Below are 18228 nucleotides of genomic sequence, written 5' to 3'. Positions count from 1 at the left end.
GGTACTGCAGGGGGGACCCTGTGGGAGAGTAGGACGCTGCCGAACAATTGTTGTGGGAATGCCCTGTGCCTTTAGGTACAGGGCATTCCTGCGTTCAAGACCCCCTTGCGCTCGTCGGCAGAGGCTGAGGGTAAGGTCAGGAAGCATCGTTGGCACGTTCCACACAGGAGGCTCCCGGGTGGAGGTCCAGGAGACCCGCGTTCAGACAGACCGGGTGCTCACCATCCCCAACATCCTCAGCATGGCTCGCCTCGTCGGGGTCCCGCTCTTCCTGTGGCTGATTCTTCGCCCCGAGTTCGGGGGCCCCAAGAGCGACGGCTGGGCACTGCTGGTGCTGATGCTGAGCGGCGTCAGCGACTATCTCGACGGCAAGCTCGCTCGCCGGTGGAACCAGATCAGCAGCCTGGGACGGCTCCTGGACCCCGCGGCGGACCGGCTGTACATCCTCTCTACCCTGGTTGGCCTCACCTGGCGGGAGATCCTGCCGCTCTGGCTCACCGCGGCGCTATTGGCGCGTGAGCTGATGCTTCTGGTGATGGTGGGAATCCTTCGCCGGCACGGCTATCCGCCTCCCCAGGTGAACTTCCTCGGGAAGGCGGCTACCTTCAACTTGATGTACGCCTTCCCGCTCCTGCTCCTCAGTGACGGAAGTGGATGGCTTGCGTCACTCGCCGAAGTTTTCGGATGGGCGTTCGCCGGATGGGGTACAACTCTGTATTGGTGGGCAGGGATCCTGTACGTGGTCCAGGTCCGCCGGCTCGTCAAGGCGGACATCGTGGCCGATTGAGCTCGTCGATGTGGTGCCGTGCAGAGTCGCCGGTCCACTCCTGACGCCATGGGGCCTCTGTCCAGACGGGCGAAGTCGGCGAGACTGTCTCTTCAAGGAGGACGCTTCCGACATGAAGGCCGTCGTTATGGCCGGTGGCGAAGGAACTCGACTTCGCCCCATGACCTCCAGCATGCCCAAGCCGCTCCTGCCGGTGGTAAACCGGCCGATCATGGAGCATGTGCTGCGGTTGCTCAAGCGCCATGGGCTCAGCGAGACCGTTGTCACCGTGCAGTTCCTCGCCTCCCTCGTCAAGAATTACTTCGGCGACGGCGAAGAACTCGGCATGGAACTCAGCTACGCCAACGAGGAGAAGCCGCTCGGCACCGCGGGTAGCGTGAAGAATGCCGAAGAGGCGCTGAAGGACGATGCCTTCCTCGTCATTTCCGGTGACGCACTCACCGATTTCGATTTGACCGATCTCATCGCTTTCCACAAGGAAAAGGGCGCGCTGGTGACGGTGTGCCTGACCCGGGTGCCGAATCCTCTGGAATTCGGTATCACGATCGTGGACGAAGAAGGAAAGGTCGAGCGCTTCCTGGAGAAGCCCACCTGGGGACAGGTCTTCTCGGACACCGTCAACACGGGCATCTATGTGATGGAGCCGGAGGTCTTCGACTACGTCGAGGCCGATGTCTCGGTGGACTGGTCCGGCGATGTCTTCCCTCAGCTCATGAAGGAAGGCAAGCCGATCTACGGCTATGTCGCCGAGGGCTACTGGGAGGACGTGGGCACGCACGAGAGCTACGTCAAGGCTCAGGCGGATGTTCTTGAGGGCAAGGTCGATGTCGACATCGACGGCTTCGAGATCTCTCCCGGAGTCTGGGTGGCCGAAGGCGCGGAAGTACATCCGGACGCCGTCCTGCGGGGACCGCTCTACATCGGTGACTACGCCAAGGTCGAAGCGGATGTGGAGCTTCGGGAACACACCGTCGTCGGATCCAACGTGGTCATCAAGACCGGTGCGTTCCTCCACAGAGCCGTCGTGCACGACAACGTCTACATCGGACAGCACAGCAATCTGCGCGGCTGCGTGATCGGCAAGAACACCGACATCATGCGCGCGGCGCGGATCGAGGACGGCGCGGTCATCGGCGACGAGTGCCTCGTCGGCGAGGAATCGATCATCCAGGGCAATGTCCGGGTCTACCCGTTCAAGACCATCGAAGCGGGCGCGTTCGTCAACACTTCGGTGATCTGGGAGTCCAGAGGTCAGGCGAATCTCTTCGGAGCCCGTGGTGTCTCCGGCATCCTGAACGTCGAGATCACGCCAGAAGTGGTGGTCCGGCTGGCGGGCGCGTACGCCACGACGCTGAAGAAGGGTTCCACCGTCACCACGGCACGTGACCACTCACGTGGTGCCCGAGCACTCAAACGGGCCGTGATCTCGTCGCTGCAGTCCAGTGCCATCGACGTACGGGATCTGGAGAACGTGCCGTTGCCGGTCGCGCGGCAGCAGACCGGGCGGGGCAGTGCCGGCGGCATCATGATCCGTACGTCGCCCGGCGTCCCCGATTCCGTGGACATCATGTTCTTCGACGAGCGGGGCGCCGACCTGTCGCAGGCCGGTCAGCGCAAGCTCGACCGGGTGTACGCGAGGCAGGAGTACCGTCGTGCCTTCCCCGGCGAGATCGGGGATCTGCATTTCCCTGCCAGCGTCTTCGACTCGTACACCGGCTCACTGCTCCGCAATGTCGATACATCAGGGATCGCCGAGGCCGGCCTCAAGGTCGTGGTCGACGCGTCCAACGGCAGCGCGGGCCTGGTGCTTCCCAGCCTGCTCGGCCGGCTCGGGGTCGACGCGCTGACCATCAATCCCGGCCTCGACGAGTCACGGCCGACCGAGACGGCCGAGTCGCGCCGTTCGGGACTGGTCAGGCTCGGAGAGATCGTCGCCTCGGCGCGCGCCGCGTTCGGTGTGCGATTCGACCCCGTCGGTGAGCGGCTGTCGCTGGTGGACGAACGAGGACGGATCATCGAGGACGACCGGGCCCTGCTGGTGCTGCTCGACCTCGTCGCGGCCGAGCGCCGCAGCGGCCGAGTGGCGCTGCCCGTGACGACGACCAGGATCGCCGAGCAGGTCGCCGCGTATCACGGGACCCAGGTGGAGTGGACGACCACATCACCGGACGATCTGACCCGGGTGGGCCGCGAGGAGTCCACGATCTTCGGCGGTGACGGGCGTGGTGCCTTCATCGTGCCGGAGTTCAGCAGTGTCCTGGACGGTACGGCGGCCTTTGTGCGGCTGCTCGGTCTGGTGGCGCGTACGCAGCTCACGCTGAGCCAGATCGATGCCCGTATCCCTCGTGCGCATGTGCTGCGACGGGATCTGGCGACCCCCTGGGCCGTCAAGGGACTGGTCATGCGCAGCGTGGTGGAGGCGGCCGGCGACCGGCAGGTCGACACGACCGACGGTGTGCGGGTCGTGGAGGCCGACGGCCGCTGGGTGATGGTGCTGCCCGACCCGTCCGAAGCCGTCACCCATTTGTGGGCCGAAGGTCCGGACGACGCGTCGGCCCAGGCGCTGCTCGACGAATGGTCGGCCGTCGTCGACAGCGCGGGGCATTAGGGCCTGTTGCGAAGGTCCCGCCTGGCCCGCGGCGTCTGGCACGGGCGCTCGCTGCGTTGTCGGAGTGGTCCGAGTACATCCAGGCCATCGACGACGCCGATCCTCCGCCTTGCGATCGCACGCACCAGACGCCGCGGGCCCCGCCCTCCGGGCGGACGGCGCTACTTTCGAAACACGCCCTTGCACCGGAGCGGCCTGGTGAAGTGACACCGGTGTGCCGGACGCGGTCCGGCACACCGGTGGGGCCATTCGGCGGTAGCGGCCGCGACGTGCGACGATGTGCGGCATGTCGCAGCAGTCCCCCATTCGGAGCACCGCTTCACCGCCCGCGCGCCCCGATGCGTCGATGTCGCTGCTGAACAATGTGATGGACCACAGCCTCGACGACGGATACGCGGAGGCCTCGGCCCGCAGGGACGCCGAGGAGGGCGGACTGCCCCGCACACTCCGCGCGAAGCTCGGACTCGCGGCGGGTCTTGTACTGGCGGCCCTGGTGGTCACCGTCGGCGCGGCCCAGGCGCGGATCTCCGCGCCGGTCGTGGCGAAGGAGCGCGAGGAGCTCATCGACCGTATCGATACGGAGTCCTCCACGGCGGACATGCTGGAGCGTACGGTCGAGAAGCTTCGTGGCGAGGTCGGCGAGCGCCAGCGCGCGGCCCTGCGGGCCCACGGCGGCGACCAGGGCGAGCTGGTCGCCCTGCTCGCCGGTGCGACGGCGGTGCGCGGGCCGGGTGTGAAGCTGGTGGTCGACGACGCCAAGGACACCGAATCGGGCGGCGGCGGACCACGGGAGAGCAGCGGTTTCTCCGATACGGGCCGGGTGCGCGACCGGGACATGCAGCGGGTCGTCAACGGCCTGTGGGAATCGGGCGCGGAAGCGATCGCCATCAACGGGCAGCGGCTGACGTCGCTGTCCGCGATCCGGGCGGCGGGCGACGCCGTACTGGTCGACAACAGGCCGCTGGTGCCGCCGTACACGGTGCTCGCGGTAGGGGACGGGAAAAAGCTGAGCACCACATTCCAGGACAGTGCCGATGGCCGGTACCTGCACTCGCTGCGGGAGAACTTCGACATCCGCACCAGCATCTCCGACCAGGAAGAGGTGCGTCTGCCTGCCGCGCCGAGCCTGATAGTACGTACAGCAGAGCCGAAGACCGCCGGCGCCGGGACGGGCGACGGGCAGGGCACGGCTGACACCGGGAAGGGCACATCGTGATCGCCGTACTGGGCCTCGTCGTGGGAGTCGTGGTCGGACTGTTGGTCCGGCCCGAGGTACCGGCGGTGGTCGAGCCCTATCTTCCGATCGCCGTCGTGGCGGCCCTCGACGCTGTCTTCGGCGGTCTGCGGGCCATGCTCGACGGAATCTTCGTGGACAAGGTGTTCGTCGTCTCCTTCCTGTCCAATGTCGTGGTGGCCGCGCTCATCGTCTTCCTGGGCGACAAGCTCGGTGTGGGCGCCCAGTTGTCCACCGGCGTGGTCGTCGTCTTCGGTATCCGGATCTTCTCCAACGCTGCCGCGATCCGCCGGCATGTGTTCCGGGCGTGAGGCATATGAGCAGCACAGAGACACCCAGGGACGAGGACCGTACGGATACGGCGCCGGGCGCCGGGCCGGAACAGCTCACAGGCCGCCAGCGGTTGATCGCGGGGCTGTGGCCGCCGCGGGTGACCCGGGCTCAACTCGTCGTCGCCGTCCTGCTGTTCGTGCTCGGGCTCGGACTCGCCATTCAGGTCAGGTCGAACAACGACGACAGCGCGCTGCGTGGCGCCCGCCAGGAGGACCTGGTGCGGATCCTCGACGAACTCGACGACCGTACCCAGCGGCTGGAGGACGAGAAGCAGCGCCTGGACGCCCAGCGCACCGAGCTGGAGACCAGCTCGGACCAGGCCGAGGAGGCCCGCAGGCAGACGCTGGAGAAGGAGCAGCAGCTCGGTATCCTGGCCGGCACCGTGGCCGTGCAGGGGCCCGGTATCACTCTGACCATCAGCGATCCGAGCGGTACGGTCGAGCCGGACATGCTGCTGGACGCGATCCAGGAGCTGCGGGCGGCGGGCGCCGAGGCGATCCAGGTCGATGGCGTACGGGTGATCGCGGATACTTACTTCTCGGGTACGGGAGGTGACGTCCAGGTGGACGGCAAGGCGGTCGCGGCACCGTACAGTTTCAAGGTCATCGGCAAGCCGCAGGATCTTGAGCCCGCCCTCAACATTCCCGGCGGCGTGGTGCAGACGCTGGAGAAGGAGCAGGCCACCGCCACGGTGACCCGGGCTGAGAAGATCACCGTGGATGCCTTGCGACCGGCGCAGCGGCCTGACTACGCTCGGTCGTCATCGTAGTGAGACGACAGAGCATGGCAGTTGCGGGACGCGGGCATGAGGTTGCGGGGGGTCGGCGCACGAACAGCGTGGTGTGTGGTGGAAACTGTCCGGTGGATACGGACGTTGTCAAGATGTCCGGGTCGGCAGGTGTGTTCATTCAGGGTTCGTCCTGCCCCACGGGCGGGTCTGTTTCGGTCAAGGGGAATCGCCCGTGAAGTTGTTTGCGAAGTTGTTCGGCAGGAGCGCACGCGAGGATGGCGGCTCCGCCCGTCATCGTGCCTCGCGGCATGGCCAGAACGAGGAGCCGAGCGGCGAGCGCCCGCTCTTCCGTGATCAGGTGGGTGGTCAGAGCGGTGACGCTCCGGAGGGCCGGGGCGCGTCGTCTGTTGACCCTGCCGGTCCCGGCCGCATAGGTTTTGGAGAGTCATCAGCCTCAAGTACGGGTGGAGGGTTTTCCTCGGATCCGTACGCATCCGATGCCCGCAAGGGGCAGTCGCGGCAGGAGGACCCCACCATGTCGGGCTTGCCGGTATGTACGAGGTGCGGACACCGTAACGCCGAGGCCAGTCGGTTCTGCTCCAACTGTGGGGCGCCGCTGCGGCCCGGTGTGCCGCCGGAGCGTGCTTCGGAGACGACCTCGACGATCTCCATCTCCGGTCTTGAGGCGTATGACTCCGAGGTGACCGGCCAGACGGCGCTTCCGTCGCTGTCTCCGGAGGCGCAGGCGGCCGTCGACGCGCTGCCGATGGGTTCCGCGCTCCTGGTGGTGCGACGCGGTCCGAATTCGGGCAGCCGCTTTCTGCTGGACAGTGAGCTGACCACGGCCGGCCGCCATCCGCAGAGCGACATCTTCCTGGACGACGTGACCGTGTCCCGCCGCCATGTGGAGTTCCGCAGGGGCGCGGACGGCCACTTCACCGTCTCGGACGTGGGCAGCCTCAACGGCACGTACGTCAACCGTGAGCGGATCGATTCGGTCCTTCTGTCGAACGGCGACGAGGTCCAGATCGGAAAGTACCGGCTGGTCTTCTACGGGAGCCAGCGGGGCGTGTGACCCCTCAGGGAAGGTCCATGCTGCGAACACCGTCGGGCGGTGCCGGTCACGGCACCGCCCCCGCGGATGGCCCGCTGGTGAGCATCGGCGCGGTGCTGTCCCGGCTGCGGGAGGAGTTTCCCGAGGTCACCATCTCCAAGATCCGGTTTCTGGAGGCGGAGGGCCTGGTCGAGCCGTGCAGGACTCCTTCGGGCTATCGCAAATTCAGCCCCGAGGACGTCGAGCGCCTGGCGCAGGTGCTGCGGATGCAGCGTGATCACTATCTTCCGCTGAAGGTCATCAGGGAGCAGTTTGAGGCCCTCGGCCGCGGCGAGCCGGTACCGCCGCCCGGCGCTCCGCGGGAGCGCCCGGACGGCACGGCCGGGAGGAGCTGCTGGCCGCCGCCGAGGTCGGCGAGAGCCGGCTCGACGAGTGGGAGTCGTACGGTCTCATCGTCCCGTTGCCGGACGGCGGGTACGACGCGGAGTCCGTCACCGTCGCCAAGCTGGTCGTGGATCTTGGGAAATTCGGGCTGGAGCCGCGGCATCTCCGGATCATGAAGGCGGCCGCCGAGCGCGAGGCCGGGCTGGTCGAACAGGTGGTGGCGCCGTTGCGCCGGCACCGTAATCCGCAGACCAGGGCCCATGCCGAGGCGACCACGAAGGAGCTGGCCGCGCTCTCCGTACGGCTGCACGCGGCGCTGGTGCGGACGGCTCTCGGGGTCCGGCAGCACTGATCCCGGGGAGTCCGACTACCCAAACCGGCCGGGCACGTCCTAGGGTTGCTGTGTGAACGAGCTCGACGTTGTGGGTGTCCGGGTGGAAATGCCCTCCAATCAACCGATCGTGCTCCTGCGTGAAGTGGGAGGCGACCGGTACCTCCCCATCTGGATCGGACCGGGGGAGGCCACCGCCATCGCCTTCGCCCAGCAGGGCATGGCCCCGGCCCGGCCACTGACCCATGACCTCTTCAAGGACGTCCTTGAGGCGGTGGGCCAGGAGCTCACCGAGGTCCGGATCACGGACCTGCGTGAAGGGGTCTTCTACGCGGAGCTGGTCTTCGCCAGTGGGGTCGAGGTGAGCGCCAGGCCGTCCGACGCCATAGCGCTCGCCCTGCGCACGGGCACGCCGATCTATGGCAGTGACGGGGTTCTGGACGATGCCGGTATCGCCATCCCGGACGAGCAGGAGGACGAGGTGGAGAAGTTCCGCGAGTTCCTCGACCAGATCTCTCCGGAGGACTTCGGCACCAATAGTCAGTGAGCGTCCGGTGAGCGCTGCGCCGGGTTTCGTCAGCGCATTCGAGCAGCCTTTCCCCGAAATGGGACACGGGAAACCACACTCAGGGTGATTATCACTCGGCGTGGCGAGTGTGGCGATCGTTGACGCACCCCTGGTGACTGCCTACCTTCGACAGGGCAGGTCAAGGACGGAGGGTCGGCGTGAGAAGCAGCGGCGACGGTACGGCGGCGGGCGGGCCGTATCCGCTTCACGGCAGTGCGGCCGACCCCGGTGTCGAGACCGTTGGATACCGGGGCCCGACCGCCTGTGCGGCGGCGGGCATCACGTACCGCCAGTTGGACTACTGGGCGCGTACGGGGCTGGTGGAGCCGAGTGTGCGTCCGGCATACGGATCGGGCACTCAGCGGCTCTACAGCTTCCGCGATGTGGTCGTACTCAAGATCGTGAAGCGGTTCCTGGACACCGGGGTCGCTCTGCAGAACATCAGGGCGGCGGTCCAGCATCTTCGGGCCGGCGGATTCCAGGGCCTTGAGCGGGTGACGCTCATGAGCGACGGCGCGACGGTCTACGAGTGCTCCTCGCCCGACGAGGTCGTGAGTCTGCTCCAGGGCGGCCAGGGGGTTTTCGGGATCGCGGTGGGTGTGGTGTGGCGGGACGTCCAGGCGGCGCTGTCCCAGCTCCACGGGGAGAGGATCGACACCGGCGAGACGCTCGTCGGCAACAATCCGGCCGACGAACTGGCCCGGCGGCGCCGCGACCGCGCGGTCTGACGGCTCCCCGGGGCGGGCCGCGCCCACCACCGATTGTCAGTGGCGTGAGGCAGCATCGGTGAAGTGAGATCCGCGCCGACCATTCTGCATCTGGACATGGATGCCTTCTTCGCCGCCGCCGAGCAGGCGGCGAAGCCGAGTCTGCGCGGAAAGCCGGTGGTGGTCGGCGGTCTGGGCCCACGCGGCGTGGTGTCGACCGCGTCGTACGAGGCGAGACGGTTCGGTGTGCATTCGGCCATGCCGATGGCGCAGGCGAGACGCCTCGCGCCGAACGCCGCGTATCTCGTGCCGCGCTTCAGTGTCTATCGCGCGATCAGCGAGCAGGTGATGGAGCTGCTGGGCAGGCTCTCTCCGCTGGTGGAGCCGCTCAGCCTGGACGAGGCCTTCGTGGATCTGGAGGCGGGCGGTTCGGCCGACGACACGGCCTCGGCGCGGGCGGCGGGGGAGCGGCTGCGCCGGGACATCAGAGCGGTGACGGGGCTCACCGGCTCGGTGGGGCTGGCGGGGTCCAAGATGCTGGCGAAGATCGGCTCGGAGCAGGCGAAGCCCGACGGACTGGTCCTCATCGAACCCGGCACGGAGCGCGAGTTGCTCGGGCCCATGCCCGTACGGACGCTGCCCGGCGTGGGTCCGGCGACCGGTGAGCATCTGAGACGGGCCGGGATGACCACGGTCGCCGAGTTGGCCGAAGCCGGTGAGGACGAGCTCGTACGGCTGCTGGGGAAGGCGCACGGAGCCTCGCTGTACCGGATGGCGCGCGGATACGACGACCGGCCCGTGGTGTCCGAGCGCGACGCCAAGTCGGTGTCGGTCGAGGACACCTTCGATGTCGATCTGCACGACCGGGTGCGGGTGCGGACGGAGGTCGACCGGCTCGCCGACCGCTGTGTGCGGCGGCTGCGGTCGGCCGGCCGCTCGGGCCGGACCGTCGTCCTCAAGGTGCGGCGGTACGACTTCTCGACGCTGACCCGTTCGGAGACGCTGCGCGGGCCCACGGACGACCCGGGAGTGGTGCGGGAGGCGGCCGGGCGGCTGCTGGAGTCGGTGGACACCACGGGCGGGGTGCGGCTGTTGGGCGTGGGCGTGACCGGCCTCGCGGACTTCACACAGGAGGACCTCTTCGCCCAGGCGGCGGCCCATGAGTCCGCCGCCCATGAAGCGGCCGACGGCCCGGAGCCTGAGCGCGACCGGCCGCCGGAGAGCGGCCCGGAGCCGGGCCCCGAGCCCGCGACCGCGATGGCGGAGACGCCCGCCGAGCGGCGCTTCCCGGCCGGACACGATGTGCGGCACACCGTGTTCGGGGCGGGCTGGGTGCAGGGCAGCGGGCTGCGGAGGGTCACCGTACGGTTCGAGGAGCCCGGGTCGGCGCCGGGCCGGGTGCGGACGTTCTGGGTCGACGACCCCGATCTGGAGCTCTCGGAGCCGCTGCCGCTGGTGTCCGAGCCGCCGGATCAGTCGTCCTGGCCGGCCAGCCGTCCGAAGTCGCGCTCGCCGTCCCGGTCGGACCGGGACGCGGGCCTCTCCGGTGGCTCGGGCTCCGGAAGGGCCAGTCCGTAGTGGTGGTAGAGCTGGAGTTCCTGCTCGGGCGAGAGATGGCGGCCGACGCCGAAGTCCGGAGCGTCCTTGATGAGGGCGCGTTCGAAGGGGACATGGAGCGCGTCGTCGGCGAGAGTGCTGGGTGCGAGCGGGACGAAGGCGTCGCGGCTGAAGAGTCCGGTGCGGACGGCCGCCCACTCAGGGGCTCCGGTGGCATCGTCCAGATACACCTCGTCCACCGTCCCGAGCTTGTGGCCGTCACGGTCGAACGCCTTGCGGCCGATCAGGCTGCGCGGATCGATGTCGGTCTCCACGGTCCCTCCAACTGGTCGCAACTGCACGTAAATAATACAAAAGTGCAGATTTGTGGCATCGGCCACTCGAAAGTTGTGCCCCAGGGCGCGCTGGTAGGCTGGCTGGCGGCTGCTGACCCCGTGCGGGAGAGTCTTCCGGTGAGATCATCGGAGGACGCCGAAGGAGCAAATCCTCCCCGGAATCTCTCAGGCCCCTGTACCGCATGGACGAGGTCACTCTGGAAAGCAGGGCGGGCGTCGGACGGCATCCGCTCTCACCGACGGTGAAAGCCGGGCTGCCTCAGGGCGGGCCGGTGAAGCTCTCAGGTCGAGATGACAGAGGGGGAGGCCGTCCGGGCACCCGCGTCGCGGTGCCCTCGCAGGTCGTGTCAGACCAGGAGGCCTCCGCATGACCCCCAACCGCATTCCGCTCTCCCAGCTTGAGCGCGGCACACCCTTCGAGCAGCGTCACATCGGGCCCGACGCCGGGGCGCAGGCGAAGATGCTGGCGCAGGTCGGCTACGGCTCGCTCGACGAGCTGACCGCCGCGGCGGTGCCCGACGTGATCAAGAGTGCGGAGGCGCTGCGGCTTCCCGCCGCCCGTACCGAGGCGGAGGTCGAGGCCGAGCTGCGCTCGCTCGGCGACCGCAACCAGGTGCTCGCGCCGATGATCGGTCTTGGTTACTACGGCACCTTCACTCCGCCGGTGATCCTCCGCAATGTCATGGAGAACCCGGCCTGGTACACCGCGTACACGCCGTACCAGCCGGAGATCTCCCAGGGCCGGCTGGAGGCACTGCTCAACTTCCAGACCGTTGTGGCGGACCTGACCGGCCTGCCGACCTCGGGCGCCTCCCTGCTGGACGAGGGCACCGCCGCGGCGGAGGCGATGGCGCTGGCCCGCCGGGTCGGCAAGGTCAAGGACGGCGTCTTCCTGGTCGACGCCGACGCTCTGCCGCAGACCATCGCCGTGATCAAGACCCGCGCCGAGCCGACCGGCGTCGAGGTGGTCGTCGCGGACCTGAGCGATGGCATCCCCGCCGAGACGGCCGCGCGCGGTGTCTTCGGCGTGCTGATCCAGTACCCGGGCGCGTCGGGAGCGGTACGGGACATCAGGCCCGTCGTCGAGCGGGCACATGAGCTCGGCGCCATTGTCACCGTCGCCGCCGATCTGCTCGCGCTGACCCTCCTCACCTCGCCCGGTGAGCTGGGCGCGGACATCGCGGTCGGCACCACACAGCGCTTCGGTGTGCCGATGGGCTTCGGCGGACCGCACGCCGGGTACATGGCCGTCCGCGAGAAGTTCGCACGCAGCCTGCCGGGCCGGCTCGTCGGAGTCTCCGTGGACGCCGACGGCAACAAGGCGTACCGGCTGGCGCTGCAGACCCGTGAACAGCACATCCGCCGCGAGAAGGCCACCAGCAACATCTGCACCGCGCAGGTGCTGCTCGCCGTCATGGCCGGGATGTACGCGGTCTACCACGGCCCCGACGGGCTGCGGAGCATCGCGCGGCGCACCCATCGCTATGCGACGCTGCTCGCCGAGGGCCTGCGCGCCGGCGGTGCCGAGATCGTGCACGAGGCGTATTTCGACACGCTGACCGTCCGGCTCCCGGGCCGGGCCGCCGATGTGGTCGCCGCCGCCCGTGAGAACGGCGTCAACCTCCACCGTGTGGACGCCGACCATGTCTCCGTCGCCTGCGACGAGACCACCGGGCGTGTTCAGCTCACCACCGTGTGGCACGCCTTCGGGATCGAGAGCGACATCGAGGCGCTGGACGCGGTCACGGCCGACGCCCTGCCCGAGGGCCTGCTGCGTACCGACGACTACCTGACGCATCCCGTCTTCCACCAGCACCGCTCCGAGACCGCGATGCTGCGCTATCTGCGCCGGCTCGCCGACCGTGACTACGCGCTGGACCGGGGCATGATCCCGCTGGGCTCCTGCACCATGAAGCTGAACGCGACCACGGAGATGGAGCCGGTGACCTGGCCGGAGTTCGGGGCGCTGCACCCGTTCGCCCCGGCCGAGCAGGCGCAGGGCTATCTGACGCTCATCAGGGAGCTGGAGGAGCGGCTGGCCGAGGTCACCGGCTATGACGCGGTCTCCCTCCAGCCCAACGCCGGTTCGCAGGGCGAGCTGGCCGGTCTGCTGGCCGTACGGGCGTATCACCGGGCCAACGGCGACATGGGCCGTACCGTCTGTCTCATCCCGTCCTCCGCGCACGGCACGAACGCCGCGAGCGCGGTCATGGCCGGCATGAAGGTCGTCGTCGTGAAGACCCGTGAGGACGGCGACGTCGATGTCGAGGACCTGCACGCGAAGATCGAGCAGTACGGCGACGAACTCGCCGTGCTGATGGTCACCTACCCGTCCACACACGGTGTGTTCGAGGAGCACATCGGTGACATCTGCGCGGCGGTGCACGACGCGGGCGGCCAGGTGTATGTGGACGGCGCCAACCTCAACGCGCTGGTCGGGCTCGCCAAGCCCGGCAAGTTCGGCTCGGACGTGTCCCATCTGAATCTGCACAAGACGTTCTGCATCCCGCACGGCGGCGGTGGCCCCGGTGTGGGTCCCGTCGGTGTACGGGCCCACCTGGCCCCGTATCTGCCCAACCACCCGCTCCAGCCGGCCGCGGGTCCGGAGACGGGCATCGGACCGATCTCGGCGGCTCCCTGGGGCTCGGCCGGCATCCTGCCGATCTCGTGGGCGTACGTACGGCTGATGGGTGGCGAGGGCCTCAAGCGCGCGACGCAGGTCGCCGTGCTCGCGGCCAACTACATCGCCAAGCGCCTCGAACCGCACTACCCGGTGCTCTACACCGGTCCCAACGGACTCGTGGCCCATGAGTGCATCGTGGATCTGCGGCCGCTGTCCAAGGCCACCGGTGTCAGCGTCGACGACATTGCCAAGAGGCTGATCGACTACGGTTTCCATGCGCCGACGATGTCCTTCCCGGTCGCGGGCACGCTGATGATCGAGCCCACCGAGAGCGAAGATCTGAACGAGATCGACCGCTTCTGCGAAGCGATGATCGCGATTCGCGCGGAAATCGAGCGGGTCGCGTCGGGCGAGTGGCCCGCGGACGACAACCCGCTGCGTAACGCCCCGCACACGGCCGCGGCGCTGGGCGGAGAGTGGGACCACGCGTACAGCCGCTCCGAGGCGGTCTTCCCGGCCGGTGTCTCGGCCGCGGACAAGTACTGGCCGCCGGTCCGCCGGATCGACGGCGCCTTCGGTGACCGCAATCTGGTCTGCTCCTGCCCGCCGCTGGACGCGTACGACCACTGAGACGGGACGCTTCGGCAGGGCAGGCCAGGAGAGCTGCCCTGCGGGCGGATCACATGTCGGGGCCGGTGCGCGGGATCGTCCGCGGGCCGGCCCCAGCCAGAAAGACGGCGGCGAGGCCGCCGGACGGCATCAGGCCGCCGTCACCACCTGCTCGGTCCGCAGCGGCCTGTGCGGACCGATGATCTTCCCGTCCGGCAGCAGTTCACCGGTGTCCTCGAAGACCAGGACGCCATTGCACAGCAGACTCCAGCCCTGCTCGGGGTGGTGTGCCGTCAGTCGGGCGGCGTCGCGGTCGGCGGAGTCGGCTGAAGGACAGGCTGGCTGGTGCTGGCACATGGGTGAGTTCTTTCGCTGTGTCGTGGCGAGTGTCCTGCGGCTCGATGTGGTCATGGCCGCCCCCCGTATCTGTTTGGTCCAGTCCTAGTGTTGCCCTACAGACGGTAATCCGCAGGTATTTCGCGGCAGCGCTTCCCTATGCTCAATGACGTGTCACCCGGCCGGACGGTTCGGCTCAACTTCGCTGTCTTTTCGGGTGGTTCGGGGTGGCCGGTCCGGGCTAGTCCGGATGGGCAGTCCTGTGCCCCGCGGTCGTGGGGGCCGCGGGGCACAGGACTGCCGCCGAAGAGAGGCCGGCCGTCCGAAGGTGGTTCAGGCCGGGGTGCGCAGGAGTGGCGCCGGAGTGAGCCGCAGCCCGATCACCGGCAGCAGCTCGGCGACGCGATGCGGACGGTGCGCCGCGATACCCGGCGGCGCGGGTGCCAGAGGCACCAGGACGTCGGACGCCGCGGGCGAACCGGCGGAGGCGTCCGCCTCCGTGTCCGCGTGCAGCCAGAGCGTGAGCATGTACAGCTCGGGCACCGACAGCAGCCGTGGCTGATAGGCGGTGCCCAGACTCTCCGCCTGGCGCACGGCGCGCTCGGTGGCGGTGACGTACGGGCCCTCGAAGAAGCGCGAGAAGGCCCAGCCGTCCGCGGTGAGCATCGTGTCGGCGGCGGCCACGGCGTGGTCACCGCTGCGGATCAGGAAACGCCAGCCGACCAGCCTGGTCCGCGGGACGCGGCCCTCCGGCGTGGCCGTTCGGCCGGCCGGAGTGACCTGGTCGAGTACATGGACGGGAAGCGGAAGCTCGGGGCTCAGCGGTCCCTGGACGGACTGCAGAGCGGGCGTGCGGGCGTCGCGGACGGCCGTGGGGGAACCGAGTGCCGCGAGAACGCTGCGCAGGGCGGGCGCGGGGGCCGGGGGGACATGCAGCGGCATGGTGGGTTGCCTCTCACTCAGGAGACAGGGTGACGCGTGAGGTGGAGCATGGGCGTGTGCGGACGTCGCTGTCGGCATATGCGGGGTCAGAGGTTGGCGTCAGGGCTGTGCGGCCGGATGCGGGCTCTCTGCCTTGTACCGCAGTTTATACGACACGTGTTCACATCATGTTTCTTCTAGCTCTCATGGATATTGCGGGCAAGTCACTATTAGGCCCTTCTCCCGCGAAGTTTCTGTTGATAAACAGTGAACGCAGGCGCCTGGCCTGCGTTGATTCGTCCGACGGGGTCGGCCGAAAAGCGTCGGCGTTTTCAACGACCGGTCATATGCCGGTAACGGAAGAACGCCGCGTCATGCCAAAGGAATGTGCCGCACGACCGCTGTCGGCACTCTACCGGGCGTCAGACGTCCGCGGGACGTTACGGATCACTCAGTGTGGGCATTATCGATCGTGACGCGAGCGGCCGATGCCGCGGGTTGCCCAGTCGAGGAGGGACACTTCGATGGGGGAGAAGGTCGAGACGAGCGGTTCGGCCCTGGCCGATCGGCGGAGGTACCGCAGGAAGCTGCAGCAGTGCCTGGCGGTGCTGGAGCGGCTCCTGGCGGAGGAGAGGTTCGACCGGCCCAAGAATCTGATGGGTCTGGAGATCGAGCTGAATCTGGCGGGCTCCGACGGGATGCCCCGCATGATGAATACGGAGGTCCTGAAGCGCATCGCGAGTGGTGATTTCCAGACCGAACTCGGAATGTTCAATCTGGAAGTCAATATTGCCCCGCACCGATTGGACGGTCGCGTTCTCGATCAGCTTGCCGAGGAACTGCGTACCGGCCTCGGATATGCCCACCGCAAAGCGAGCGAGGTGGACGCGGGGATCGTGATGATCGGAATTCTCCCGACGCTCGGCCAGCATGACGTGGTCTCCGAGAATCTCTCGGACGTCGACCGCTACAAGCTTCTCAACGAGCAGATGGTCGCGGCCAGAGGCGAGGATTTCACGCTGGACATCGAGGGCGTCGAACGGCTGACGTGTGCGTCGGCGTCGATCACTCCGGAAGCCGCCTGCACCTCCGTACAGCTGCATCTCCAGGTCACACCCGACCGATTCGCGGATGTGTGGAACGCCGCCCAGGCCATGGCATCGGTGCAGGTGGCACTCGGTGCCAACGCGCCGTTCCTCTTCGGCCGGGAGCTGTGGCGGGAGTCCAGGCCGCCGCTTTTCGAGCAGGCAACCGACACCCGCCCGCCGGAGCTGAAGGCACAGGGCGTGCGCCCGCGGACCTGGTTCGGGGAGCGCTGGATCGATTCCGCCTATGACCTGTTCGAAGAGAATCTGCGCTATTTCCCTCCGTTGCTGCCGATCTGCGACGACCAGGATCCGATGCGGGTCCTTGACGAAGGCGGAATGCCGGGCCTTTTGGAGCTGGTCCTGCACAACGGCACGGTGTACCGCTGGAACCGGCCCGTCTACGAGGTCGCCGACGGCGTACCGCATCTGCGGGTGGAGAACCGTGTGCTGCCGGCCGGTCCCACGGTCACCGATGTGATCGCCAACGCCGCCTTCTACTACGGTCTGGTGCGGGCGCTTGCCGAGGATGCCAGGCCGGTATGGCACAGGCTGTCCTTCGAGGAGGCCGCGGAGAACTTCGACGTCGCCTGCCGCTACGGCATCGACGCCGAGCTGCGGTGGCCGCGTCCCGGCCGGGCCGCCGGTACCACCACCGTGCCGGTCGTGAAGCTGGTACGCGACGAACTGCTGCCGCTCGCCGCGGCCGGGCTCGACGCGTGGAACATCGCGCCCGCCGACCGCGACTTCTATCTCCAGGTGATCGAGGAGCGCTGCAAACGACGGGTGAACGGAGCCTCGTGGCAGGTGGAGACCTTCCACCGGGCGCTGGAGGCCGGGCTGGGGCGGGACGCGGCGCTCGCGGCCACCACGCGCCGCTACAGCGAGCTGATGCACCAGGGTGAGCCGGTCCACACCTGGCCGATGGGGCTTTCCCCGACCTCCGCCGAAGGCCCGGCCTGAGCGCGCCGTACGGACCGTGAGCTGACGCGTCCGGACCGGCCGCGGCTGTCGTGGCCGCTCACGCGCCGGCCGCGCGATCGGCCCCCGCCGTCCCGCCAGGCGTGGCGAACGGGCCCTGCCCGCACCCGTCCCGTACTCGTCGGGCAAGCTGTGACGTCATGTCGCACGCGATCTCCGTAGCCGCATCCGGGATTCCGGCGCACCGCGGGAGGCATGAGGCGGGACTACCGAACTGGAGGCGGGTGTGCAGGAGGAGGCGGGACGCGAGGCCGGTTCTTTTCCCCAGGAGACGATCTCACGCTCACGGGGGACTTTCCGGTCCGAGACGGTGCTTGTGCTGGCGCTCTCGCTCGGCGCGAGCGGCGTATCGGCGCTGATCAGCTTTGTGGGTTCGCTGACCAGACCGGAGGCGCTGCGCGACCAGGCGGCCACGCTGAACGCGTCGGCCGCCCCGGGACGGCCCTGGCTCGATCTGGCCTGGCAGCTCTTCGGTATCAGCACCGCACTGGTGCCGGTCGCGCTGGTCGCGCACCTTCTGCTGCGAGAGGGCAGCGGACTGGCCGCCATCGGCTTCGACCGGCGGCGGCTCCGGTCCGATCTGGGCCGCGGAACGCTGGTGGCGGCCGGCATCGGCAGCGCCGGACTCGCGTTCTATCTGGTGGCGCAGGCGGTCGGATTCAATCTGACGGTGGTGCCGGAATCGCTGCCGGACGTGTGGTGGAAGTTCCCGGTGCTGATTCTCTCGGCGGTGCAGAACTCCGTACTGGAGGAGGTCATCGTCGTCGGGTATCTGCTGCGCAGGCTCGGGCAGCTCGGCTGGACGCCCATGGCGGCCCTGGTGGCCAGTTCCGTGCTGCGTGGCTCCTACCACCTGTACCAGGGCGTCGGCGGCTTCCTCGGCAACATGGTGATGGGCGTGGTGTTCGTGCTTCTGTACCGGCGCTGGGGGCGGGTCGGTCCGCTGGTGGCCGCACACGCGCTGCTCGATATCGGCGCGTTCGTCGGCTACGCCCTGCTGGCGGGGAAGGTCGGCTGGCTGCCCACGCCGTAGAGCCCGCCGGCA

The 18228-nt window shown here is 68.4% G+C and carries 15 protein-coding genes, 1 pseudogene and 1 riboswitch; of the genes and pseudogenes, 13 read left to right on the top strand and 3 right to left on the bottom strand.

Annotated elements, in window-relative coordinates; translation table 11 throughout:
• The first annotated feature begins 178 nt into the window (after positions 1-178).
• The 10 genes and pseudogenes from PV679_RS32750 (at position 179) to PV679_RS32705 (ending at position 10314) form a co-directional block, all read left to right on the top strand.
• The gene (locus PV679_RS32750) at positions 179-787 is read left to right on the top strand and encodes a CDP-alcohol phosphatidyltransferase family protein (RefSeq protein ID WP_319684509.1); all 609 of its coding nucleotides are present in this window, start codon (positions 179-181) and stop codon (positions 785-787) included.
• 112 nt (positions 788-899) lie between these two features.
• Positions 900-3395, top strand: a complete 2496-nt coding sequence (locus tag PV679_RS32745) for a mannose-1-phosphate guanyltransferase (RefSeq protein ID WP_319684508.1) — start codon at positions 900-902, stop codon at positions 3393-3395.
• Positions 3396-3681: 286 nt separating this feature from the next.
• Positions 3682-4611, top strand: a complete 930-nt coding sequence (locus PV679_RS32740) for a DUF881 domain-containing protein (protein ID WP_319684506.1) — start codon at positions 3682-3684, stop codon at positions 4609-4611.
• On the top strand, positions 4608-4940 hold the full coding sequence (locus PV679_RS32735) for a small basic family protein (RefSeq protein WP_023543062.1): 333 nt from the start codon (positions 4608-4610) through the stop codon (positions 4938-4940). The genes PV679_RS32740 and PV679_RS32735 overlap by 4 nt, the downstream gene beginning before the upstream one ends.
• 5 nt (positions 4941-4945) lie before the next feature.
• Positions 4946-5731, top strand: coding sequence for a DUF881 domain-containing protein (locus PV679_RS32730; RefSeq protein WP_319684500.1), 786 nt, complete (start codon positions 4946-4948; stop codon positions 5729-5731).
• 73 nt (positions 5732-5804) lie between these two features.
• Positions 5805-6767 carry an FHA domain-containing protein gene (locus PV679_RS32725; RefSeq protein WP_319684498.1) on the top strand — a complete coding sequence of 321 codons (963 nt, stop codon included), beginning with the start codon at positions 5805-5807 and terminating at the stop codon, positions 6765-6767.
• A 17-nt stretch (positions 6768-6784) separates the two neighbouring features.
• Positions 6785-7482, top strand: a pseudogene (locus PV679_RS32720) (MerR family transcriptional regulator).
• 52 nt (positions 7483-7534) lie between these two features.
• Positions 7535-8008, top strand: a complete 474-nt coding sequence (locus PV679_RS32715) for a bifunctional nuclease family protein (protein WP_006123076.1) — start codon at positions 7535-7537, stop codon at positions 8006-8008.
• Between the two features lie 179 nt (positions 8009-8187).
• Entirely contained in the window at positions 8188-8757 is a 570-nt protein-coding gene (locus tag PV679_RS32710; RefSeq protein WP_319684497.1) for a MerR family transcriptional regulator, read from the top strand.
• 63 nt (positions 8758-8820) lie between these two features.
• Positions 8821-10314 carry a DNA polymerase IV gene (locus PV679_RS32705; protein WP_319684495.1) on the top strand — a complete coding sequence of 498 codons (1494 nt, stop codon included), beginning with the start codon at positions 8821-8823 and terminating at the stop codon, positions 10312-10314.
• Here PV679_RS32705 and PV679_RS32700 read toward each other — a convergent pair.
• Positions 10209-10607, bottom strand: coding sequence for a PRC-barrel domain-containing protein (locus PV679_RS32700; protein WP_319684494.1), 399 nt, complete (start codon positions 10605-10607; stop codon positions 10209-10211). The two genes, PV679_RS32705 and PV679_RS32700, sit on opposite strands and share 106 nt — an antisense overlap.
• Before the next feature lie 113 nt (positions 10608-10720).
• Positions 10721-10819: riboswitch (glycine riboswitch) on the top strand.
• Between the two features lie 176 nt (positions 10820-10995).
• Here PV679_RS32700 and gcvP point away from each other — a divergent pair.
• The gene (gene gcvP / locus PV679_RS32695; RefSeq protein ID WP_319684492.1) at positions 10996-13881 is read left to right on the top strand and encodes an aminomethyl-transferring glycine dehydrogenase; all 2886 of its coding nucleotides are present in this window, start codon (positions 10996-10998) and stop codon (positions 13879-13881) included.
• Positions 13882-14010: 129 nt separating this feature from the next.
• Here the strand turns inward: gcvP and PV679_RS32690 are convergent, their stop codons facing one another.
• On the bottom strand, positions 14011-14217 hold the full coding sequence (locus PV679_RS32690; RefSeq protein ID WP_319684490.1) for a DUF5999 family protein: 207 nt from the start codon (positions 14215-14217) through the stop codon (positions 14011-14013).
• A gap of 312 nt (positions 14218-14529) precedes the next feature.
• Positions 14530-15138 carry a hypothetical protein gene (locus PV679_RS32685; RefSeq protein WP_319684488.1) on the bottom strand — a complete coding sequence of 203 codons (609 nt, stop codon included), beginning with the start codon at positions 15136-15138 and terminating at the stop codon, positions 14530-14532.
• Positions 15139-15641: 503 nt separating this feature from the next.
• Here PV679_RS32685 and PV679_RS32680 point away from each other — a divergent pair.
• Complete coding sequence (locus PV679_RS32680) at positions 15642-17165, top strand: glutamate--cysteine ligase (protein ID WP_319684487.1); 1524 nt, start codon at positions 15642-15644, stop codon at positions 17163-17165.
• A 244-nt stretch (positions 17166-17409) separates the two neighbouring features.
• Positions 17410-18216 carry a type II CAAX endopeptidase family protein gene (locus PV679_RS32675; RefSeq protein ID WP_319684485.1) on the top strand — a complete coding sequence of 269 codons (807 nt, stop codon included), beginning with the start codon at positions 17410-17412 and terminating at the stop codon, positions 18214-18216.
• Positions 18217-18228 lie beyond the last annotated feature (12 nt).

Source organism: Streptomyces sp. AK02-01A (assembly GCF_033795305.1).
Taxonomy (GTDB): Bacteria; Actinomycetota; Actinomycetes; order Streptomycetales; family Streptomycetaceae; genus Streptomyces.
The sequence above is the reverse complement of the archived record's forward strand: the minus strand, read 5'-3'. Positions and strand labels throughout refer to the sequence as shown.

Bases quoted from the DNA above. Each gene is read 5' to 3' on its own strand.
- PV679_RS32745 (WP_319684508.1), top strand. From the start codon at position 900: ATGAAGGCCGTCGTTATGGCCGGTGGCGAAGGAACTCGACTTCGCCCC.
- PV679_RS32740 (WP_319684506.1), top strand. From the start codon at position 3,682: ATGTCGCAGCAGTCCCCCATTCGGAGCACCGCTTCACCGCCCGCGCGC.
- PV679_RS32730 (WP_319684500.1), top strand. From the start codon at position 4,946: ATGAGCAGCACAGAGACACCCAGGGACGAGGACCGTACGGATACGGCG.
- gcvP (WP_319684492.1), top strand. From the start codon at position 10,996: ATGACCCCCAACCGCATTCCGCTCTCCCAGCTTGAGCGCGGCACACCC.
- PV679_RS32690 (WP_319684490.1), bottom strand. From the start codon at position 14,217: ATGTGCCAGCACCAGCCAGCCTGTCCTTCAGCCGACTCCGCCGACCGC.
- PV679_RS32685 (WP_319684488.1), bottom strand. From the start codon at position 15,138: ATGCCGCTGCATGTCCCCCCGGCCCCCGCGCCCGCCCTGCGCAGCGTT.
- PV679_RS32680 (WP_319684487.1), top strand. From the start codon at position 15,642: ATGGGGGAGAAGGTCGAGACGAGCGGTTCGGCCCTGGCCGATCGGCGG.